This window comes from Nitrosomonas sp. Nm84 (genome assembly GCF_003201565.1).
Lineage (GTDB): Bacteria > Pseudomonadota > Gammaproteobacteria > Burkholderiales > Nitrosomonadaceae > Nitrosomonas.
In genome coordinates this window covers 1-22,872 of sequence record NZ_QJJP01000007.1, presented here as the reverse complement: position 1 = coordinate 22,872, position 22,872 = coordinate 1, and the positions used below count along the sequence as shown (strand labels likewise).

Genomic DNA, 22,872 nt, shown 5'->3' with positions numbered 1-22,872 from the left:
GTCAAAAATTGTTCTATTCAACTGCACCCACAATAACAGCCACCATACCATCAGGCTGGATTCGCCGCTGGAATGCTTGCCGAATCTGTTCAGTTGTCACTGCTTCAACAGCAACCAAGTAATCTGCTAAGTAAGTGAGTGGCAAATTATAAAAACCAATCATGGCAAGATAACCGAGTATTTTGCTATTACTATCTATCCGCAGTGGAAATCCGCCAATAATATTTTGCTTGGCGGCTATCAATTCTTCTTCTGTCGGGCCTCCACTAACAAAATCTGTGAGTATTTTCTGAGTTAATGCAAATGCTTCCTCTGATTGTTCTTTTTTTGTCTGCAAGCCGATTTGAAATGGCCCTTGTTCTTTATAGGGAGAGAAGAAGCTATAAACGCTATAAGCCAAGCCACGCTGCTGACGAACTTCTTCCATCAAGCGCGAAACGAATCCGCCGCCGCCCAGTATGTGATTTCCGACCAAAAGGGGAAAGTAATCAGGATCATTTCGACGTAGCCCTGGATAGGCTAGTTGAATGTGACTTTGCGTTGCTGGGTGGGAAATTCTTTTTATACCTGCTGCGGGAATTTGCACTGCCGGCACTTCGGTTTTCTGCTGATTGGAAGACAAATTTTCCGTTAACGATTTCACAATCGCTTCCGCCTCAAGCCGACTAACATCGCCAATAATTGCGATCACTGCATTGCTGGCAACATAGTAAGATCGATAAAAAGCAAGTAAATCGTCTCGTTGCAATGAGTTGACGGTATTAATTTCACCTACATCATTCAGGCCGTAGGGATGATCGCCATACAGCATTTTCATCAATTCGCGCTCAGCAATATAATCAGGCTTAGAACTCGATTCTTTAATACTCAAAGTAATCCTGGCTTTTTCTCGAGCCAGTACATTCTGAGGGAATTCTGGATACTGGATAATGCGCGCCAATATACCTAACGCTTGTTTGCGTTCTCGCTCACTGCTTAAAGTACGTAACGCAATACCTGCACGGTCCCGATCAAAGTGACTATTCAACTGTGCACCAACATCCGCTAAAGCGGTTGTAATTTGATCTTCAGACAGACCGCCCGCTCCCATACTCAACAAGTGCCGAACCAGATTGGCACGACCCGACTTACTCGGTGTATCCATGCCACTGCCCGCAGCAAATTCCACGCTGATATCAAGCATCGGCAGATCATGATTCTCAACAAAATATACCCGTGTGCCGGAAGACGTTTGCCAGTATTGGATTGGCAGTGAAGCCAGCACCCATTGAGAATAGAAACTTAACAACATGACAAAAACAAATCGCTTTAACTGCACCTAAACCTCCTACGACATACTCATCAAGAGCAATGTTTTGTAAAAATACCGGTCAACCACTGTTGCGCAATCCTGCCGTCACGCCATTGATAGTCAGATGAATAGAGCGTTTGACTTCCTCGCTATCTTCACCGGATCGGTATCGACGCAGCAACTCCACCTGCAAATGATTGAGCGGGTCGATATAAGGCGTTCTATTGCGAATGCTGCGCGCTAACGTTGGATTGTCTTGCAATAACTCAGTATGTCCGGTCACGGCAAACAGCCATTTCTGACTTCTCGCCCGCTCTTCGCGGATACGACCAAAAATCTGCTCACGCAATACAACGTCATCGACTAATTCCGCGTACCGTGAGGCAATACCCATATCCGTCTTGGCCAACACCATGTCCATATTGGACAATAATGCTTGCATAAAAGGCCATTCCCGATACATCTCTTGCAATAATGCCAACCCCTTTCCAGCTTGATCATCACGATTCACAAAGGCTTCCACTGCATGGCCAAAACCATACCACCCTGGCAACATCATGCGACTTAAGCTCCAGCTAAATACCCAAGGAATGGCACGTAAATCTTCAATGGCATCCGAATTCTTGCGCGATGGCGGCCGGCTGCCAATGTGCAGTCCTGCCATTTCCCGGATAGGTGTAGACTCCAAAAAGAATTTTTTAAACCCTGGTGTTTCATATACCAACTCGCGATAAGCTGCAAAAGAAGCCGATGCAAGCCTTTCCATTGCTTGATAATACCGGTCTGCATTTGTGCCGATAGAATCATGGCTCAGCAATGTTGCCTCCATTGTTGCGGCCACCAGCGTTTCAAGATTCCGTCGACCTATTTCAGGTTCCGCATATTTACTACTGATGACTTCGCCTTGCTCTGTGACGCGTATCTGACCGTTAACACTGCCTGGCGGTTGCGCTAGAATACTTTGATAACTGGGGCCGCCACCTCGACCCACCGTGCCACCACGGCCATGAAACAAGCGCAATTCAACGCTGTGCTTGGCAAAAACTTTGGTGAGTTCAATCTCAGCCTTATAAATTTCCCAGTTCGACGTGATAAAACCACCATCTTTGTTACTGTCGGAATACCCCAGCATGACTTCTTGCACGTTGCCGCGTGAGTTCAAAAGCTTGCGATAATATGACAGTGAGAACAACTGATCCATGATAACGCTGCAACTGCGTAAATCTGCAATCGTTTCAAATAGTGGAATAATGTTCAGATGCAGTTGAGGATCTTCTCCAGCTTGCAGCAGGCCTACTTCCTGCAGCAGCAAGGCTACTTCCAGTACATTGATAACGCCGGTTGTCATGGAGATGATGTAATTGGGCATTGCCACACGCCCAAAACGGCGATGAATCTCTGCCGCGCACTGCAAAATGTACAACTCGGATTGTGCTATTTTGGAATAATCTGCATAGGAAGCAAGTACCCGACGTGACCGACTGATTTCTGCCAACAGCCATTCAATACGTTCTCGCTCATTCAATTCCAAATAATGCTTACCCTGTTCATGGTGTTCGAATAATTCGGCCACGACCTGCTCGTGTATCTTGCTATGCTGGCGCATATCCAGTGGCGCCAGGTGAAAACCGAATACATCAACTGCGCGACGTAAATTACGCAACGCACCACGTGCCACCCAATAGGATTTGTGCTGTTTCAACGAGTAAATAATCACATCGAGATCGCGCAAAAGCTCAGCGCTATCGGCGTAGGGTTTACCGGTATCAATCGGGTTATGTTGTGTAAGTTGATGTCCCAATTGTTGAGAAGTTGCGACTAGGCGTTCTCCGATACTGAGAAAAATCCGCCGATATGGTTCATCAGACCGGTTAGGGATATCTGGTGCCGCCACCGCCAATTCTTTTACCTCGTCACTGACTTTCACCAAATGCTCAGTGAGGCTCATTGAGCGGCCAATCTTATTTACCGCATCCAGATAAAAATCCAAAGCTAGTGCTGACTGACGCTCGACGGCACGCAACATCGCTTCATGTGTCACAAAAGGGTTGCCATCACGATCGCCGCCAATCCAGCTGCCGATGCGCAAAAACGAAGTGACATAAGGCGCATCCTTACCCAGATGGCGTTCAAGCAAGTCTTCTATTTTTGCATAGATATAGGGAATCTCGGTCAAAAAAGTATAGCTATAGTAGGCCAGGCCGTTTTCAATTTCGTCATAGACAGATAAACGAGTTGGACGCAACATGCGCGTTTGCCACAAGACTTGAATGGTGGCACGCAAGCCTTCTTCATTATGGCGCAACTCATTGGGTGTTAGCTCGGTACGCGCGCGTTCCTTCAGTAAGCGCTCAATGGCTAATTGGCAATCCAAGATACTTCTGCGTTGGACTTCGGTTGGATGTGCTGTCAGAACCGGTGAAATAACTGCCTTTCTAAAAAAATCGACCAACACTGCAGTATCTTTTTTGCTTTCCAGCACGCGTTCCAGTGCCAAAGTAACACTGCCGGCCTGCGGTGAGGATCCCGCACGAAGGTGTGCACGCCGCCGCCGGTTATGATGAACATCCTCGGCGATATTGGAAAGTAATGAAAAGTAACTGAATGCGCGAACAACTGGCAATGAGTCTTTATCACTCAACCGATTGAGAATTGCATCAAGTTCATATCGCGCTTTTGGGTCTTGATCCCGATGAAAGCGAATCGCAGTCTGGCGTATATTTTCGACCAGTTCAAAAGCATTATCTCCTTCCTGTTCACGTAACGTATCGCCCAGCATACGTCCTAAAAAACGAATATCTTCACGCAATGGCAGATCTTTGTCATCCGCCAGTACATTTTGGGCACCATTATTTTCAGAATCAGCAGCATTCATTGCATTACACGCTCACGATTAAAAATGAATCCGGCACATACTTGTAACAAGCAAAGTCAGTACCGACCATGCTAAAATGGTCACTATTAAGAATTTTTTGTAATTTTTTCATTTTATATTATTAATGCCCAATTCACTTTTATTTCCCCAGAAAATCGTTATTGCATCACGAGAAAGTTTGCTTGCGATGTGGCAAGCCAAGTTTATTCAAAAATGTTTAGGCGAATTATACCCGCAAACTGAAATCAGCATACTCGGCATGACAACACGTGGTGATCAAATACTTGATCAGTCTCTATCAAAAATTGGTGGGAAGGGACTATTCATCAAGGAACTGGAACAAGCCCTGGAAGATGGCCGAGCCGATATCGCAGTGCATTCTATGAAGGACATGCCCATGAATGTGCCCGAAGGATTCAGGCTTGCGGCCATCACTGAGCGCGAAGATCCACGCGATGCTTTTGTTTCCAATCAATATACCAGTCTGGATATATTGCCGGAAGGTAGCATCGTTGGTACATCCAGTTTGCGGCGTGAAAGTCAGTTGCGTGCACGCTTTCCCCAACTTCAGGTGCAACCATTGCGCGGCAATGTGCAAACCCGATTACGCAAACTCGATGAAGGAAAGTATGCCGCAATCATTCTGGCTGCAGCTGGCCTCAAGCGACTTGAATTGTCCGATCGCATCACAGCGTTGCTGGATCCGGGACAAAGTTTGCCTGCGGTAGGACAAGGTGCTTTGGGGATCGAATGTCGATCCGACCGAACAGACTTGATTGAGCTTTTGCAGCCGTTACACCACCAGGAAACTGCTTATTGTGTCGAAGCGGAGCGCGCCCTGAGTCGCGTGCTGGGAGGCAGTTGTCAGGTGCCGCTGGGGGCGTTTGCTGAAGTTATCAGTGGCACGCTTAAATTGCGTGGCTTCGTAGCGCAGCCTGACGGTAAACGCATGGTCAGCGGCTCATTAGATGGTCAACCAGAAACGGGCATTGCTATGGGACAACAATTAGCTCAAAAGTTAATTACACAAGGCGCCGATGAAATTCTGGCTGATTTAGTCTCTGCCGATGGTTGGAAATAGCGTTGCACGTAAGCAAACGACTCACAGGTATAAATATTCTGGTTACTCGTCCAGCGCATCAGTGCGCATTTCTTGCGGATGGCATCCGTGCTATGGGTGGTAACCCAATTTTGTTTCCGGTACTGGAAATAGCAGATGTAACAGATTTAACTCCCTTGATTGATTTAATTAACCGCCTGGATGAATTCGATTGGGCGATTTTTGTCAGCCCCAATGCGGTTAACAAGACCATGCAATTGATCAGAAAGCAGCGTGCATTGCCTTCTCATTTGAGAATTGCCGCTGTCGGAAAAGGCAGCGCAGATACTTTAAGACAGTATGATATCAACGAAGTACTTATTCCGACTGGACATTTTGATAGTGAAGCATTACTCAAGCAAGAGCAATTACAGAACATGACCGATCAACGCGTTGTTATCTTCCGTGGTAACGGTGGCAGGCAATTATTGGGCGACACACTTATGCAACGCGGCGCGTTTCTTGAGTATGCCGAATGTTATCAGCGCAAAAAGCCAGATATCGATATAGCACCATTATTGGCTGCTTGGTCACAAGGCGGGATACACGCTGTGATTATCACCAGTAGCGAAGGATTGCATAATTTATTTGACATAATAGGTAAGCTTGGCCAACAATTACTGAAATTGACCCCGATTTTTACAGCGCATGAACGTATTGCTCAAACCGCAAAAGATCTTGGGTTGGAAAGAATTGTGAAAACACCGCTTACTGGAGATAAGGGTTTGCTAGAAAGCCTGCAGATGTACTTTAATTCGTAATCAAAAGCAGTACAGCTTAAAGAAAAAGATATGGAAGAAAGCACTCAGAACAAAGCTAAATCAGGACATTCCATCACGTCGCTTTTATCCGCCATTATTGGCATTCATGTAATTTGTCATCCACGACTCAATACCAACAATTGTCGATTCTACCGTAACGAGGAGAACATATGAAACTGATACTCTGGCTATTGGCACTTTTTGCTGCTGCTGTAGCTGTAACACTTGCTGCCAAATACACTACAGGGCATGTTTTATTAGTAATGCCGCCTTATGAGCAAAAACTGTCACTTGATCACTTCATTATTGGGTTAATAGCAGTATTTTTTGCTTTTTATATGTTGGTTCGACTTTTGTTGGGGATCTTTGGATTCAGCCAACGACATCGTCATAAAAAAACAGATGTTATGTTAGTGACTGGACTCAAAGCCTACTTTGAAGGTGACTATGCCAGAGCTCAGAAAAATGCCGCTACTGCTTTAAAGTTAGCCGATGTACCTATAATGACAGCGATTAGTGCTGTTATTGCAGCGCGCTCAGCCAATGAGCTCGGTGAAACTAAAGCACGTGATCAATATCTCGTCACAGCAATTAATAAAGCACCTAGTGAGAAATCATTGTGCCTTATCGCTAAAACTGATTTTTTATTGAATGATGGTCTTCATAAAGAAGCACTGGAGACGCTGCAATCATTGTATGCAAAGGGCGGATTACAACCATCTTCCGCGCTTCAGCTTGAGCTGAAAGCTCAGCAACAAGCTAAAAACTGGGACGCGGTTTTAGAATTAACTGATGTACTCGCAAAGCGTCAATCAACCAATAAAATTTTAGTGAAAAAATTAAGACATGATGCGCAAATGGAAAATATCAGAAGTAAAGCTTCTGATTTGCAGTCGCTGGACCAGTATTGGCAGCACATGTCTCCTCTGGAGAAAATGGACAGCAAGCTCGCTGTTGCAGCCACACGCGCATACATTGCTTTGGGTAACTGCGCTACAGCGCATCGAATTATTGAGCAGAATGTTCCAATTACATGGGATAACGAACTGATCGAACTTTATGCAGAGTGCCTGGATTATCACGTTAATAGGCAAATTGAGTGTGCTGAAGTTTGGCTCAGGTCGCATCCCAATAATGCACAATTGCTACTCACATTGGGCAAACTATGCACATATTGCGAGCTGTGGGGTAAGGCACAGAACTATCTAGAAGCAAGTTTGTCTGTTGAACCTGGGCAAAAGGCTCATTTTGCACTAGCTCAATTAAATGAAAAATTAGGTAAGCGTGAATTAGCGATGGATCATTATATAAAGGGCTTGAATTGACGCTTAAACAATTAAGCTAAAATAATCCTTAGGATTCTTGTGTGACTTCGGGATTACTGGTTGACGGCGTAAACACATCAGAGAAAAAAGCATCTTTAGGTAAACTACATTGATTGGTGAAGTCATGATAGGCGGCTTTTACCATGACAGGGGCACCGCAAGCATATATCTGATGTGTTTTTAAACTATGGAAGTCCTGCATTACGGCTTGATGCACTAAACCTGTTCTCCCCGTCCAGTTGTCAATTGGCAATGGTTCAGACAAGACAGGAATAAAAGTAAAATTATCATGTTCTTTCTGCCACTTTTCTGCTAACTCAATCAAATATAAATCAGCTTTTGTACGAGTGCCCCAGTAAAGAATCATTTTTCTTTTATTGTTTCGACTACTTTCCTGAAAAAAGATATGCTCAAGAATACTTTTGACAGGTGCAAACCCCGTACCACTCGCTAAAAAGATGATCGGAGTCTCTTCAGGCGCCTCACGTAAAAAGAACGAACCTAAAGGTCCGGTGAAACGAAGCATATCCTTAACTTTCATGCTCGTAAACACATGCTCAGTAAATGCTCCCCCAGGATAGTTACGCGCATGCAATTGCAGAAATTCATCATCATGGGGGGCATTCGCCAGAGAAAAACTGCGGCGTTTTCCATCTTTGAGCAGAATGTCGATATATTGTCCGGCAAGAAACTGTAATCGCTGATTAGTCGGAAGTTTCAAAGAAATAATCATCACATCGGGGGCAACCAGTTCAAGCTTATGCACACGACACGGCAATGTTTTAATTTCAATATCTTTAGTAGCGCCAATTTCATGACATTCAATGACAAGATCGGATAATGGAGAAGCGCAACAGAATAACGCCATACCGGCTTGTTTTTCTTCTTCAGTCAAGGTTTCTGCGTTATAACGCCCGTAATCCACCGTGCCTTGTATGATTTTGCCTTTGCAAATGCCACAGGAGCCATTGCGACAGCCATAGGGCAGTGAGAAACCTTCGCGCAAAGCTGCTTCAAGGATGGTTTCACCGGATTCGACTTTTAAAACATGCCCACTGGGCTGAATAATGATTTGATGCAACATTGAGTGGCGGGCAAATAAAAAATACAATAATTAGAAACAAATAGCTTATATGAAAAAAACACTGTTAATTGTCGGTTGTGGTGATATTGCCCTACGTGTAGCGCCTTTATTACAAAAACATTACCGAATTTTCGGCTTATATCGTAGCTTAGATAGCTCTGACCGTTTGCGATCACATGGCATGATTCCAATTTACGGAAATTTAGATTGCCCGAAGAGTCTTGAGAGACTCGCTGGAATTGCACAACTGGTAGTACACTTGGCTCCTCCGCCCAACCAAGGGCTATACGACCGCAGGACTGCACATTTACTGTCTGCACTCTCCAAACGAACAAAAACACATGTGGCGATTTTACCACAACGCCTTATCTATATCAGTACCAGCGGGGTTTATGGAAATTGTGATGGCGCGCTTATTGATGAAGCACGTCCTGTTCGTCCAGAAAATGATCGTGCGATACGGCGCGTTGATGCCGAGAGACAAATTCGCCATTGGGGAAAGCGAAATCGGATTTCTGTTTCCATTTTACGTGTGCCTGGCATTTATGCAGCAAACAGACTGCCATTAACACGCTTGCGCGAAGGCCACCCTGCATTATTAGATGACGAAGACAGTTACACCAATCATATCCATGCTGATGATCTTGCTCGGATAATTTGTGCAGCGTTGCGATATGCAAAACCATGTAGAATTTATCACACGACTGATGATTCCCATCTAAAAATGGGAGAATATTTTGATCTGGTTGCAGATCATTTCGGTTTTTCTCACCCGTTGCGCATTACCCGCAATGAAGCCAAAGAACGTATATCACCTGGCATGTTCTCTTTCATGAAAGAATCCAGGCAACTTAATAATTCACGCATGAAAAAAGAATTGCATGTTCGCCTGGTATATTCAACCGTTTTGGAAGGCATCAAGGCGGCCAAGCTGGAAATCAAAAAGATTTGAAATTCAGTTCCATGCGTATACCAATTTTCGATAATGCACGCTCAGAATTTATAAAACTGTGCCGTTAAGCTCCGCACAACTTCAGAATAATTTTTTAAGCTTCACTATTAATTACCATAGTAAGTTTGAATTTTTACAATATTCTGATTCTTCATGAGTATTCTGAATCTCTAAGGAGCTGATCTATTATGGCCACAGTAACAGCACATACAGAAAAAAAATTAAAAGAAACTAATTACTCGTGGGAAGGAAAGGATAAAGCCGGCAAACAAGTAAAAGGTGAAATGCGCGCAGCCGGAACGGTTATTGTTACTTCCACACTCCGTCGCCAAGGTATTAAAGTAACCAAAATAAAGAAAGTTCAGTCCAGCGGCAAAATTACGAATAAGGATATAACGCTATTTACACGTCAGTTGGCTACCATGATGAAATCCGGTGTACCACTACTACAAGCTTTCGACATAGTTGGCAAGGGCCACAGCAATCGTGCCGTGGGCAAATTACTGATGGATATTAAAGCAGATGTGGAAACTGGGAGTAATTTGGCCGATGCATTTCGCAAATATCCACTTTACTTTGATGCTTTATTCTGCAACCTGGTTGGAGCAGGAGAAGCTGCGGGTATTTTAGACAGCCTATTAGACCGTTTAGCAACTTACAAAGAAAAAATTCAGGCCATTAAGGGGAAAATCAAATCTGCACTTTTTTACCCTATCTCAATTATTGTGGTTGCTTTTATCATTACCGCAGTCATCATGATTTTTGTAATCCCTGCTTTTAAAGATCTTTTTGAAGGATTTGGCGCTGAGCTACCCGCCCCAACATTGTTGGTAATGACTATTTCGGATTTCTTCGTGGCTTATTGGTGGGCCATTTTAGGTATTCTGGGCGGTGGGATTTATGCTTTCTTCTATACATGGAAACGTTCCATTGCAATGCAGCGCATTATGGATCGGCTGGTACTCAAGCTGCCGGTCTTCGGAGAAGTCATTCGTAAGGCCACGATTGCACGTTGGTCACGCACACTGTCAACTATGTTTGCTGCAGGCGTCCCTCTGGTTGAATCATTGGATTCCGTTGCTGGTGCAGCGGGGAATTATATCTATTACGAAGCAACCAAAAGTATTCAGATTGAAGTTAGTACAGGTAATAGCTTGATGTCTGCTATGGCCAACGCCAATGTATTTCCCAGCATGGTAGTCCAAATGGTTGCTATCGGGGAGGAGTCCGGTTCCCTTGATTCCATGTTAAGCAAGATTGCTGATTTCTATGAAGCAGAAGTAGATGATGCCGTTGCTGCACTTGCAAGCCTGATGGAACCGGTGATAATGGTCGTACTGGGAACACTAATCGGTGGCATGGTCGTTGCAATGTATTTGCCGATCTTTAAAATGGGTATGGTTGTTGGTTAAACTCAATCTTCGAGAATTCATCTTTTACTGAAACAGTTCACCATGTCATTCATATCTGTCTTGCAAGATACACCTTCGTTTTTTGTTTCATTCGCTACTATCATCGGATTGATGATCGGTAGTTTTTTGAATGTCGTGATATTCCGCCTGCCAGAAATGATGCAAAGAAACTGGCTACAGCAATGTGCCGAGTTACGTGGTGAGTCCATTGAATCACAACCCACATTTAACCTCATTACTCCCCGTTCAGCATGCATCCATTGTGGACATAAAATAACCGCATTGGAAAATATTCCGATTATTAGCTATCTTGCTTTGCGAGGACGCTGTTCTAAATGCCATACACATATTTCTCTGCGTTATCCTGCCATAGAAGCAGTAACAGCTTTTATGAGTGGTTTTGTTGCCTGGTATTTTGGTTTTGGTTTTATCACGATCGCAGCGTTAATTTTTGTATGGGCATTAATTGCATTGGCTGCCATTGATATCAATACACAGCTGCTGCCTGATGATATAACACTGCCCTTGTTATGGATGGGCTTACTCATCAATATGGATAATGGCTTTACTGACATCCATTCTGCGATTATTGGCGCTATGGCAGGCTATCTTTCCTTGTGGACGATTTATTGGGGTTTTAAACTGATCACAGGAAAAGAAGGTATGGGATATGGTGATTTCAAGTTGCTAGCCGCTATCGGTGCATGGCTGGGGTGGACCATGCTGCCACTTGTCATTCTTTTTTCATCACTGATTGGTGCTATCGTTGGTATTGGATTGATTATTGCCGCTAAGCTCAAAAAAAACATCCCCATCCCATTTGGCCCCTATCTGGTTGGAGGAGCCCTGGTTGCTTTATTCTGGGGTGATAAGCTCAACCACGTATATTTAGGATTGTTTTAATTAATGACTTTTATCGTTGGACTCACCGGAGGAATCGGCTGCGGAAAATCAAGTGCCAGTAAACTTTTCTCTGATTTAGGTATTGACGTTATTGATACCGATGTAATTGCTCGACAACTAACCGAATCGGGCGGATCAGCCATTCACATGATACAAGAAGCCTTTGGAAATAGTTTCATTACCCCTGATAATGCTCTGAATAGAAACAAAATGCGCGACCTGATTTTTTCAAATAGCGCTGCACGGCTCAAGCTCGAAAAAATCCTTCATCCGCATATTCTTAAAGAGACGGCACTACAAATTGAACAGGTTCATTCTTCCTACGCTATCATCGTTGTGCCATTATTGTTTGAAACAAATGACTACAGCAATATCATCCAACGAACTCTGGTCATCGATTGTGATGAACAGCAACAACTCTCACGTACTATGGCACGTAGTCATTTGCCGCAACAAAAGGTAAGAACCATCATGGCAACACAGATCTCACGAAAAATTCGCTTACAGAGAGCGGATGACATTATCATCAATAACCAAGATATTGATTGTTTAAGAATACAAGTACTTCATCTGCACCACCAATATCTTTCTCTTGCAAAGAATTAGCCTGATACATAGAGAAAGCAATAAATGATTGCTTTGAAAAATTAAACTTTTATTTGTGAAATGAGTCTGCTTCGGGCAAGATTCGAGTCTTCTAATCTTCCTTGTGATGCATCTTTATTGTGATTTGTTACGAACACCCACTGAATGAGCGTATCCGTACTCTGTTACGGTTAGAAGATTTATTTAATAAAATCGATTTCTTTTCAAATAAAGACTCAGCCATTGAACATCATGCTTCACTGATTGCATTGTTTGAGATTCTTGAAATTACCAGTCGTGCAGATATCAAGTCAGATTTATTGCAAGAACTTGAGAGACAGAAACAAATACTTGAGATGTTACGCAAGAATCCAAATGTCTCAGAAACAGCACTTAATGAAGTGCTGGATAGTATTAAAATAACTTTTAGAGAAATGCTCGATCTGCCTGGAAAGGTTGGCGAACATTTGCGCGAAAATGAATGGTTAATGGCAATCAAACAACGAGTCGGAATTCCGGGTGGTTGCTGTGCATTTGACTTACCTTTCTATCATTATTGGTTGAATTTAGATCCTACTCATCGCCACGAGGACTTTAATGGTTGGCTGACGCCATTTCAACCTGTACGTAATGCTTTTGGAATCGTGCTTTATTTATTAAGAAAAAGTGGTAGAACCTCAAGAGTCACCGCGAATCAAGGGGTTTTTCAGCTAACTGGATCAGAATATGCAGCGCATATGCTAAGACTTACCATAAATGATGATCTACCTTGTGTGCCTGAAATCAGCGCGAATAAATACGCGCTAAATATCCGCTTTACCCCTTCTCAATCAAGCCAAAGAAGCAAAGCATATGAAGGTGATGTATCATTTGAAATCACTTTTTGTAATCTGTAACGATATCCCAAGTCATCTCAGCAACACCCGAACCCCAATAATTATATTTATATATCAATGGCATATTCACATCCTCGAGAATTTTTCTGTTGAATCGCTCCGGCATTTCTGGAGACATGTTTTCTTGAGTTAAACCGCATCAGCTGACTCTTCCTGTTGGCGATAATACGCCTTTTCAAATTCTGCCGATGAGACATATCCGATTGCATCCAGCAGCCTTCAATTGTTGAATCAATCCATCCACTCCAATCGATCACGCGCATGGCCGCTTGGGCATCTGCTTCATCGTCCCGGTCTTCGCGGCCGTTAATCACTTCATAGGACGGCTTGTTCTTAGGCTTGCGGACTGTGTGTGATGCTCGCATCCACATGACATCCCTGGGTTACCATGACGCCGTACGTTTGTATCTGCTTATGATTATCGCCAGCAATCCATCCCATGCGCCAGCTGCGGTCAGTCGGGTTCTGAAACGCGATAATACCGAATGATCCGGCACGTCGTCTTCCAGATACAAACCCAAAAAGCGCATGACGTGCAGATTCGAGTTAGCCATGTCTTCTAACGCTTCATCGCTCAGACCACCATGCCAGATTCCTGCTAATAGCATTTTGAATAGCAGTAATCCCGGATAGGCCGGACGGCCTACGGCATCTGATGCAGGTGCATAATGCCGGGCGATTGCTTTTTCTATCGGTGCCCAATCGATCAGTTGATCGATTTGATTGAGAAAGTTTCCTTTACGAGTGCGGCGGATGACATCAAGTTCTGAAAAATTCATATTCATTAACTCAACAATATGATTATAAACATTATCATATCATCAATCGCACCTGAAACTGACTCTGACCGTGCAAAGGTCTCAGATAGTTATTCTTCGCAGAATCCTTCTTGCTTTGGGGCCATTGAGGGGAGTGATAAGGCAACAAAAAAGCTCACCGTATTTCTACGGTAAGCTTTGAATATATTATAAGTAAGAGAGGCTTGGGTGAAAATCCCCTCAAGAGACAGCCTAATCATTATGCTTATGTCACCAGAGTCTAAAATTATCTATCGGTGGCTTTTCTAACTCTATCGGCATCATCTTCCATTCTATCAGCCTTATCTTCAGCAGCTTTTCTTAATTGTTTAGCTTCTTCTTCCTTTTGATCGGCTATTGCTTCGCCAGCTTTCTCAGTTGCTTTTCTATTTTCTTTGTCCTCTTTTCGAATTTGATCTGCTCTATCTTCCAGTCGATCAGCTTCCTTTTCAGCCCTATCGCTAGCAGAACAAGCTACACCTGCAAATATAATTAATACACTAGCGATTGTTGCTACAGAAATTTTCTTTAATTTATTCATTTTATATATGCTCACTTTGTAAAATTAATGATATTAAAACTTATCAAAAAGATTTCATTTTTTATCTTCATGAAGATCTTTGTAAGTAATCATATATGAAAGAAAATTGTCGTCTGTTCGGAAGGGTACATTCTTAAGAATTAATTTATCCCACTATATTCCAACGGAGACATCAATTCAATTATTCCTGTTACTGTTTTGTTACTAAATTCATGCGTTTTCCTTTCCATGAGTTCAGATAATTTTGCGACGCCGCTCTTGCTAAAGAGCGCTATGTTCGCAAACGTACCGACGAGATTATATTTTTTCGCCATTATTCAAACATGTCAGCATTTAGATAAAGTTAGTTTAATAATGTCTGACTATTTTCATTAATTTATAAATTTTGAAAGGAAAACTCATTATGAATTGGGATCAAATCAAAGGTAACTGGACACAAATCAAGGGTCAGGCACAGCAACAATGGGGCAAATTGACTAATGATGATTTAGATATAATAGAAGGAAAACGTGAGGAATTAGTTGGCAGGATCCAAGAAAGATATGGAATAGCAAAAGAAGAAGCTGAGAAGCAAGTTGACGATTTCTCTGGTAAATGGAAATAATAACTCAGTGAGTAAGCCCCCGGCTTTGTCGGGGACTTCCAGAGATTTGACTTATACGATGGTCATTGAGAGTCTTCTGCTTAGCTGTAGCAAATCATTTAATCTCTTCGAAATTGATTTATGGTCGTTTTAAATTCTTTTGTATACTGCTTCTTGTTACCATTTCTTGCTTCACAGCATGGTACCTGTGCCAGTTGCGTCAAGTGTGACATTGACAAGCATACTCACTAAATCGCATCCAGTATTTCCTGTCAGTGTTATTTGCCAAGCTCCAGATAAATTAGATTTTGTTATTGTACCTATAGATAGAAGCAAAACTTGGCTTCACCAAGAAAAAACTCGCGGCGAATAGGAGCATGACAAGAAGTAGCAGCATTCTCAGTTGAGAATGATTTTTCATGGATTTTTCCCTTTCAAAAATGTTGTATTAGATTCCATTCTGCGTTCAAGGAGCTGGATAGCTCAATTGATAGTTAACCTAATACACAATAGAACAAATGCAGCTCCTCTCAGAGCAGAACAGGCTCTGTAATCTAACAAATCAAAGCTCATTACGCCATCTTTTCCGAGACATATAACACTGGATGGACTTTTGCAAAACGCTATTTTTTAGAATTCGGATTAAAAATACTGAGTCCTCTACACGGTTACAATTCCGGGGCAATATCCCGATGCTGCGGTTACTTTTTAAAAAACGGTATTGAAATGTTGCGCATGAATTTCTCTGAATTTGATGTCACCCACCGCACAAGCAAAGAAAACTTCCTCAGTCCGAATCGATCAACTGATCGACCTTACACGCCATGGTCTACAATCCAAACTGAAGGCGCTTCAGATAAAATCATGTGTCCTGCAATGTCTCTGCTGATATAAATTTTAAGAACGCTGCCTTTATATTCGCTGTGAGAAAAGGTGCATCCAATGATGTTGTACTCGTATACATTGATTGACGTGCTAATTGCGCTCCGGCATGATGCGGAAAGAAAAAGAAGCTAGGTTCTTTTTTGCAGGGTCTCCCGTTACTGTTTTCTACCCCTTAACCTTAATCATTTCATGACCATCACCCCCAATCGGCAGTGGGCCTTGATCGCCGGCCCTCTGCTTGCAATCGCAATTGCATATGGCATGAACCAATCCAGTTGGGAAATGCAAGCTTGCTGGACCGCTGCCGTAGCGATTCTATGTGTTGTATGGTGGATATTTGAGCCTATCCCGATTCCTGCCACGGCCATCATTCCATTAACGATTCTTCCGCTTGTCGGTGTTTTACCGCAGGAAAAAATAGCGGCAGCTTATGGCAACGAAATGATTCTATTGATGCTCGGCGGATTCATCCTCTCCGCGGCGATGGAACGTTCCGGTGCACATCACCGTATCGCATTGGGGATGATCAATCTGGTAGGGGGAACCAGCAGCCGCCGCATCGTGCTGAGTTTTATGATTGCGACTGTGGCACTCAGCATGTGGATATCCAATACCGCGACGACATTGATGATGCTACCGATTGCGTTGGCAGTGATTGCACAAAGCCCTGATAAGAAATTAGCCGTTCCACTGTTATTAGCAATCGCTTATAGCAGCAGTATTGGCGGTTTGGGCACGCCCATTGGATCGCCGCCTAATCTAGTATTCATGCAGCAGTATGAAAAATTTACCGGCACAACAATCAGTTTTACGCAGTGGATGAGTTGGGGATTGCCGGTCGTTTTCCTTTTTATACCACTCGCCGGACTGTGGCTGACACGCAAGCTGAATTATCGCGGGGAGCTGGTAATCCCACCGGTAGGTGATTGGCGACCGGAAGAACAACGCGTGTTGATCATCTTCGGCATAACCGCATTAGCCTGGATTACACGCCAGGAACCTTTCGGTGGCTGGAGCACCTGGTTTGATCTCAAAGGGGCCAACGATGCGATCGTGGCATTGATCGCTGTCGTGGCGATGTTTTTGGTCCCTAACGGCTGCGGCGGTAAGCTGCTCGATTGGAAAACCGCTGAAAAAATACCCTGGGGTATTCTGATTTTATTTGCTGCAGGAATTGCCATCGCACAAGCTTTCGTCGAATCCGGCCTTTCTAGCTTCATCGGCAAGCAATTGGCTGTTCTTGCCGGCTTACACCCGCTGATTATTATCGCGCTGATTACGTTGATGGTAACTTTCTTGACTGAGACTACCAGTAATACTGCAACAACCATTTTATTGATGCCGATACTGGCACCCGCAGCGCTTGCAGCAGACATCGAGCCCAGCTTGCTGATGGTACCCGCCGCGATGAGTGCCAGTTGCGCATTTATGCTGCCTGTCGCAACAGCACCCAACGCCATCGTTTTCGGCAGCGGTCATGTCACCATCGCCCACATGGCACGAGAAGGATTAACACTGAATTTTATCGGCGTTGCAGTGATTACGCTGGTTTGTTATTTTTGGGTGGTATAACTGGTTAACGAGATTACGCAATGGTGCGGATACCCTATTACAATTCTGACATTTTTCGTAACTTCTCTCCTTCCTCCTGGAAAATAAATGAATAATCTAATCCATAAACTCGGCTGGTTACTAGTTTCTCTCTCCGGCGCATCCGCTTTTGCCGTGATCGCACTTAATCGCGGTGAATCCATCGGTGCGATCTGGATCGTCATCGCAGCGGTATGCGTGTATATCATCGCTTTTCGCTTTTACAGTCTGTTTATTGCAAACCGCGTGCTAAAACTGGATGCCACGCGTATGACGCCGGCTTACAAGCATAATGATGGTCTGGATCATGTGCCGACCAACAAATATGTGTTGTTTGGTCATCATTTTGCGGCGATTGCCGGAGCGGGGCCGTTGGTAGGGCCGATCCTGGCGGCGCAGATGGGTTACATGCCTGGCATGTTGTGGCTGTTGGCCGGCGTGGTATTTGCCGGGGCGGTGCAGGATTTCATTGTATTGTTTGTGTCGACCCGGCGCGATGGCCGCTCGCTGGGTGACTTGATCAAGTCGGAGCTTGGACAGGTACCCGGCATGATTGCGATGTTTGGTGCATTTTTTATCATGCTGATCTTGCTCGCGGTGTTGGCTTTGATCGTGGTCAAAGCGCTGGCCGAATCCCCGTGGGGAACCTTTACGGTGGCTGCTACCATCCCCATCGCTTTGTTTATGGGGGTTTATGTGCGCTATCTTCGTCCATGCGCGATTGGTGAAGTTTCACTTATCGGCTTTGTTTTATTGATGCTGTCGATTGTTGCCGGACAATACGTACAGGAAGATCCTGCGCTGGCCGCGATTTTTACGCTGACAGGCGAGCAATTGACGTGGGCGCTGATTGCCTACGGGTTTATTGCTTCCGTCTTGCCGGTCTGGCTATTACTGGCGCCGCGCGATTATTTATCCACTTTCCTGAAGATCGGCACCATTGTTGGGTTAGCGATTGGTGTCATCGTTATTTCACCGCAACTGAAAATGCCAGCTTTTACGCAATTTGTCGATGGTTCCGGCCCGGTGTGGTCGGGTAGCCTTTTTCCTTTTCTGTTTATCACGATCGCTTGTGGTGCGATATCCGGTTTTCATTCATTGATCGCTTCCGGTACCACGCCGAAGATGATTCAGACGGAAACCGATGCGCGTTTTATCGGCTATGGCGCGATGCTGATGGAGTCGTTTGTCGCCATCATGGCCTTGGTTGCTGCAGCAACGTTGGAGCCGGGAATCTACTTTGCGATGAATAGTCCAGCGGCAATCATCGGCACTACGGCGGAATCGGCTGCACAAACCATCGCGCAGTGGGGGTTTTATGTCACGCCCGAGATGATTACTCAAACCGCACAGAATGTCGGCGAACATAATATCATTTCACGAACCGGTGGCGCCCCGACGCTGGCCGTTGGTATGGCGCAGATTTTGTCGGAAGTTGTCGGCGGTACCGCGATGATGGCTTTCTGGTATCACTTTGCGATTCTGTTTGAGGCACTGTTTATCCTGACTGCCGTGGATGCCGGAACCCGCGCCGGACGTTTTATGTTGCAGGATTTGCTGGGCTCGTTCATCCCTGCGATGAAGCGTACCGATTCGTTGGTTGCCAGCCTGATCGCCACCGGCATCTGCGTCGCCGGCTGGGGGTATTTTCTCTACCAGGGTGTCGTTGATCCATTAGGCGGTATTAATACGCTGTGGCCGTTGTTCGGCATTTCCAATCAGATGTTGGCGGGTATTGCGCTGATTTTGTGTACCTGCGTGCTGTTTAAAATGAAGCTTGATCGTTTTGCCTGGGTAACTATTATCCCGGTGACGTGGGTTTGTGTGTGCACATTGACCGCCGCGTGGCAAAAGATTTTTGACGCTAATCCGCGCATCGGTTTTCTGGCGCATGCCGATAAATACCGGGATTCAGTCGCGGAAGGTATCGTGCTGGCGCCCGCCAAATCGATCGAGCAAATGCAGCAGGTTATTTTCAATGATTATGTAAACGCATCACTGGCTGGCCTTTTTATGGCGGTGCTCATCAGTATGCTGTTTTTTGGAATCAAAACTGTGTTGCAAGCGCGTGTCGCCAACCACCCAACTACCAAAGAAGCGCCCTTTGAATTATCACCTGTTTATGCAACTACTGAGAAATAAACACTGGAGAAACGAATGATGATCAACAAAATTACTCGAACCCTGCGTCAACTCTCACAAAGCATGCGATTGATGGTCGGCGTGCCGGAATACAGCACTTATGTCGCGCACATGAGAAATGCACATCCTGATCGCCCCGTGATGTCTCATGAGGAATTTTTCCGCGAGCGTCAGGAAGCGCGGTATGGCGGCAATGGGAAAATCAGCCGTTGTTGTTAGGAAGTCTCACATCGAAGCGCGCAGTAAAAAACAGTGAGAGAGCTTGATTCTCATCTTTAGCTGCGGTTTTTTCTCCACTAACTGGTTATAAGCATATTACCTAATATTATTTAAAATTTTTCTCAAGTTTAGTTATATTGCCGTACGTTTTTAAATAAAAAAATAGCCCTATGAAAATTCGCAATCTTGACCTGACTCCCAATCCGGTCAATGAAGAACATCAGCAATTAGGATTGCCGCCTATTGAAGACACAGTATCACATCTGGATGCGCATCCTTTTTTACGAGCTGCTGTCTGGTTTGCGGTTATTGTTTTAATTCTACTCATTGCATTTTTGATCGGCCGTTTTTTTCTTGCACAGGAATGGAGCGATAGCTGGCAGATTATCAATAGTACGCTCGATAGCAGAATTTTCTGGAGTGCCGTTGCCGTCGGTTTTCTCGCACAGGTAATCGACGGTGCTCTAGGCATGGCCTATGGCGTCACTGCGACCACATTTTTACTGGCATCCGGCGCAAGTCCTGCCGCAGCCAGTGCCAGTGTACATATTGCTGAAATTTTCACTACCGGCGTTTCAGGCATTGCTCATGCTAAATTCGGTAACGTCAATAAACAATTATTTACCCGTCTGCTGGTACCCGGAATGCTTGGAGGCATATTAGGCGCACTATTAATCACTCACATCGATAGCGCATTGTTCAAACCCTTTATATCCGGTTATCTGATATTGCTTGGTCTTTACATCCTTAGCAAAGCCTTCCGTCAGCTAAGTATTCGCAAAGAGGCCCCTAAGCATGTAGGCAAACTGGCATGTTTTGGGGGATTCATGGATGCAGCGGGTGGTGGCGGCTGGGGTCCCATTGTTACAACCACTTTAGTCGGTACAGGTACTGATCCACGTACCACGATTGGTTCAGTCAATTTTGCAGAATTCTTTCTGACATTAACCAGTGCGGCTGTTTTTGCTTTATTAATGGAAACGGACACCTGGCCATTGATTGTGGGTTTGGTATTCGGCGGGCTATTTGCAGCACCTTTTGCAGCTTATTTATGCAAGAAATTTCACGCACGCACCTTATTGATACTTGTGGGCGTTTTAATTACCACAATAAGCCTTTATAACCTTTATAAGGCTCTCATTACGCTGTAAATTAAAAGCTTTCCGGCAACAAATCCGCAAAATATTCCTTTTTAATACGCTCCGGTTATGGGCTGCACTTGGCCAGAACAGCGCAATTATTGATCATTCCGATTTCTCTTCTCTGTCGCAGGATAACAACAATAGTGGAAACTTCACATAGCCGCATTCACGGTGCTTTTGCGCACTGGACTATCTTTTCCTATCGATATGCTTTATGGGTTCTGTTAGTGGCATTACTCATTGCTATCGTCAGCGGCACCTATATTTCGCGCAACCTGGGTATGAATACCGATACCACCGATATGCTCTCCGAGCAGTTGCCATTTCGCGTCAACCTGAAGCACTACAACAAAACGTTCTCGCAGGACATCGAAACGCTGCTCATCGTACTGGATGCGCCTACACCCGAACAGGTTCGCCTGACAACGGAGCGCTTGGCTAAGCGACTAAAAGAGGACGCCGAAAATTTTCACGATGTTTATTTACCCAGAGTAGATGATTTTTTTGCACGCAACGGCTTGTTCTACCAAAGTATCCCGGAACTTGAACGCATTACTGACAGTTTCGCAGCGGCACAGCCTTTGATCACTCGCATCACCCGGGATCCTACCTTGACTGCCTTTGCTGACGTGCTCACCGATGCAGTAGAAGAATTGAATAAAGGGCGCAACCTCGAACTTCGGCCCGTGCTGAATGGAGTCAATGCAACGCTGGATGCTCGGTTTAACGGTTCGCCTAGAGCATTGTCATGGCAAACCATGTTCAATGGTGAATCGCAGAAGAAAAAATACCAGGAGTTGATCGTAATCAAACCAAGACTTGATTATTCTCAATTATTTCCAGCTGAGCAATCTATCGCAGCCCTGCATGCAGCGGCAGAAAGCGTCGGTGTGACAGAGGATGGTCCGATCCGGCTACGAATTACCGGCGAGGTGGCGTTGGCTGATGAAGAATTCAACAGCTCACTGCGCGGCATGGAATATGCCGGGATAATCACGTTCATTATGGTAGGCATCGTACTTTTTTTGCGATGCGTGCCGGCGGACTCATACTGAACGTACTGGTTTGCCTGATGATGGTGCTACTCTAACCGCGGCATTTGCCACTGCTGTGGTCGGTCACCTCAATGTGATCTCTATCGCGTTTGCGGTATTGTATATTGGCTTGGGAGCAGACTTCGCTATCCATTTTCTATTGCGGTATCGTGAGGTTCTGGAGAACCGCCTCCCACCTACCGATGCCATCCATATATCCGGTGGCGATGCCGGGGCGGCATTGACTGCGTGTACGATCACCAACGCGATTGGTTTTTATGCATTCATACCGACTGATTATAGTGGAGTGGCAGAGCTAGGAATCATTTCCGGCACAGGTATGATCGTCAGTCTGCTGGTTACACTTACCATTGGTCCCGCATTACTACGTTATCTGCCGAAACGGAAACCAACGAAATCGGTTGCAAAGCGTTCTGTGGGTAAAGTACTCGAGTTCTCTTTGAGGTGGCACAAATTAACCTATGCTGCCGCTTTGGTAGCTACGGTCGCAGCCCTAAGACTCCTGCACAACCTCCCCTGTCAGTGCAATAACCGACTAAAATAAAGGTAATAGACTAGACGGTTGGGGCAAAAGATGCAGATGAGTTTTGGAACACTGGAACTGGCACAGCGATTGAAGCGAGACAGTGTACTGATGAAAATTGATGTCTTGATTGAATGGGAGAAATTACGTCCGCAGCTCACTAATTTGTACAAACGGGAGTTATCGCATGGTGGAGGACAGGAGCCGTTTGA

Annotated in this window: 21 protein-coding genes; 15 read left to right on the top strand and 6 right to left on the bottom strand. The window is 44.8% G+C overall.

All coding sequences use genetic code 11. The annotated features are described in order from the left end of the window. Positions 1-13 precede the first annotated feature (13 nt). Together C8R34_RS05255 and ppc are read right to left on the bottom strand one after the other, a co-directional pair. Positions 14-1,318: a pitrilysin family protein gene (locus C8R34_RS05255; protein WP_181415477.1), complete on the bottom strand. Its 1,305-nt coding sequence runs from the start codon at positions 1,316-1,318 to the stop codon at positions 14-16. 52 nt (positions 1,319-1,370) lie between these two features. Further along, entirely contained in the window at positions 1,371-4,166 is a 2,796-nt protein-coding gene (gene ppc / locus C8R34_RS05250) for a phosphoenolpyruvate carboxylase (protein WP_110338530.1), read from the bottom strand. A 124-nt stretch (positions 4,167-4,290) separates the two neighbouring features. On the opposite strand from ppc, the gene hemC reads away from it, so the two are divergent. The 3 genes from hemC (at position 4,291) to C8R34_RS05235 (ending at position 7,351) form a co-directional block, all read left to right on the top strand. After that, positions 4,291-5,247: a hydroxymethylbilane synthase gene (gene hemC, locus C8R34_RS05245; protein ID WP_110338528.1), complete on the top strand. Its 957-nt coding sequence runs from the start codon at positions 4,291-4,293 to the stop codon at positions 5,245-5,247. Positions 5,248-5,249: 2 nt separating this feature from the next. Then, complete coding sequence (locus C8R34_RS05240) at positions 5,250-6,026, top strand: uroporphyrinogen-III synthase (RefSeq protein WP_110338526.1); 777 nt, start codon at positions 5,250-5,252, stop codon at positions 6,024-6,026. 170 nt (positions 6,027-6,196) lie between these two features. Continuing rightward, positions 6,197-7,351 (top strand): heme biosynthesis HemY N-terminal domain-containing protein, encoded by a 1,155-nt coding sequence (locus tag C8R34_RS05235; RefSeq protein ID WP_110338524.1) that lies wholly within the window; start codon positions 6,197-6,199, stop codon positions 7,349-7,351. Positions 7,352-7,379: 28 nt separating this feature from the next. On the opposite strand, the gene C8R34_RS05230 is transcribed toward C8R34_RS05235, so the two are convergent. Next, complete coding sequence (locus C8R34_RS05230; protein ID WP_110338522.1) at positions 7,380-8,435, bottom strand: CDP-6-deoxy-delta-3,4-glucoseen reductase; 1,056 nt, start codon at positions 8,433-8,435, stop codon at positions 7,380-7,382. 49 nt (positions 8,436-8,484) lie between these two features. Between C8R34_RS05230 and C8R34_RS05225 the strand changes: the two genes are divergently transcribed. The 5 genes from C8R34_RS05225 to zapD all read left to right on the top strand — a co-directional run bounded on the left by C8R34_RS05225 (position 8,485) and on the right by zapD (position 13,183). Continuing rightward, the gene (locus C8R34_RS05225; RefSeq protein ID WP_110338520.1) at positions 8,485-9,387 is read left to right on the top strand and encodes an SDR family oxidoreductase; all 903 of its coding nucleotides are present in this window, start codon (positions 8,485-8,487) and stop codon (positions 9,385-9,387) included. Between the two features lie 188 nt (positions 9,388-9,575). After that, on the top strand, positions 9,576-10,799 hold the full coding sequence (locus C8R34_RS05220) for a type II secretion system F family protein (protein WP_110338518.1): 1,224 nt from the start codon (positions 9,576-9,578) through the stop codon (positions 10,797-10,799). Between the two features lie 42 nt (positions 10,800-10,841). Further along, positions 10,842-11,702, top strand: a complete 861-nt coding sequence (locus C8R34_RS05215; protein ID WP_110338516.1) for an A24 family peptidase — start codon at positions 10,842-10,844, stop codon at positions 11,700-11,702. A 3-nt stretch (positions 11,703-11,705) separates the two neighbouring features. Then, positions 11,706-12,308: a dephospho-CoA kinase gene (coaE, locus tag C8R34_RS05210; protein ID WP_110338514.1), complete on the top strand. Its 603-nt coding sequence runs from the start codon at positions 11,706-11,708 to the stop codon at positions 12,306-12,308. 119 nt (positions 12,309-12,427) lie between these two features. Then, positions 12,428-13,183: a cell division protein ZapD gene (gene zapD, locus C8R34_RS05205; RefSeq protein ID WP_110338512.1), complete on the top strand. Its 756-nt coding sequence runs from the start codon at positions 12,428-12,430 to the stop codon at positions 13,181-13,183. Positions 13,184-13,230: 47 nt separating this feature from the next. Here the strand turns inward: zapD and C8R34_RS05200 are convergent, their stop codons facing one another. From C8R34_RS05200 to C8R34_RS05190, 3 genes are all read right to left on the bottom strand, one after another. Further along, complete coding sequence (locus tag C8R34_RS05200; RefSeq protein ID WP_110338510.1) at positions 13,231-13,548, bottom strand: hypothetical protein; 318 nt, start codon at positions 13,546-13,548, stop codon at positions 13,231-13,233. An 18-nt stretch (positions 13,549-13,566) separates the two neighbouring features. Further along, positions 13,567-13,962, bottom strand: coding sequence for a transposase (locus C8R34_RS05195; protein ID WP_165872528.1), 396 nt, complete (start codon positions 13,960-13,962; stop codon positions 13,567-13,569). A gap of 265 nt (positions 13,963-14,227) precedes the next feature. Next, on the bottom strand, positions 14,228-14,521 hold the full coding sequence (locus C8R34_RS05190) for a hypothetical protein (RefSeq protein ID WP_110338506.1): 294 nt from the start codon (positions 14,519-14,521) through the stop codon (positions 14,228-14,230). Between the two features lie 403 nt (positions 14,522-14,924). On the opposite strand from C8R34_RS05190, the gene C8R34_RS05185 reads away from it, so the two are divergent. The 7 genes from C8R34_RS05185 (at position 14,925) to C8R34_RS16870 (ending at position 22,681) form a co-directional block, all read left to right on the top strand. After that, positions 14,925-15,125, top strand: a complete 201-nt coding sequence (locus tag C8R34_RS05185; protein WP_110338504.1) for a CsbD family protein — start codon at positions 14,925-14,927, stop codon at positions 15,123-15,125. A 1,053-nt stretch (positions 15,126-16,178) separates the two neighbouring features. Then, complete coding sequence (locus C8R34_RS05180) at positions 16,179-17,561, top strand: DASS family sodium-coupled anion symporter (RefSeq protein WP_110338502.1); 1,383 nt, start codon at positions 16,179-16,181, stop codon at positions 17,559-17,561. Between the two features lie 87 nt (positions 17,562-17,648). Continuing rightward, positions 17,649-19,721 carry a carbon starvation CstA family protein gene (locus C8R34_RS05175; RefSeq protein WP_110338500.1) on the top strand — a complete coding sequence of 691 codons (2,073 nt, stop codon included), beginning with the start codon at positions 17,649-17,651 and terminating at the stop codon, positions 19,719-19,721. Positions 19,722-19,739: 18 nt separating this feature from the next. Beyond that, positions 19,740-19,940, top strand: coding sequence for a YbdD/YjiX family protein (locus C8R34_RS05170; RefSeq protein WP_110338705.1), 201 nt, complete (start codon positions 19,740-19,742; stop codon positions 19,938-19,940). A gap of 170 nt (positions 19,941-20,110) precedes the next feature. Continuing rightward, complete coding sequence (locus C8R34_RS05165) at positions 20,111-21,091, top strand: sulfite exporter TauE/SafE family protein (RefSeq protein WP_110338498.1); 981 nt, start codon at positions 20,111-20,113, stop codon at positions 21,089-21,091. Between the two features lie 134 nt (positions 21,092-21,225). Next, positions 21,226-22,137: a hypothetical protein gene (locus C8R34_RS16875; RefSeq protein WP_258364367.1), complete on the top strand. Its 912-nt coding sequence runs from the start codon at positions 21,226-21,228 to the stop codon at positions 22,135-22,137. Positions 22,138-22,147: 10 nt separating this feature from the next. Beyond that, positions 22,148-22,681: an MMPL family transporter gene (locus tag C8R34_RS16870; protein ID WP_258364366.1), complete on the top strand. Its 534-nt coding sequence runs from the start codon at positions 22,148-22,150 to the stop codon at positions 22,679-22,681. The last annotated feature ends 191 nt before the right edge of the window (positions 22,682-22,872 follow it).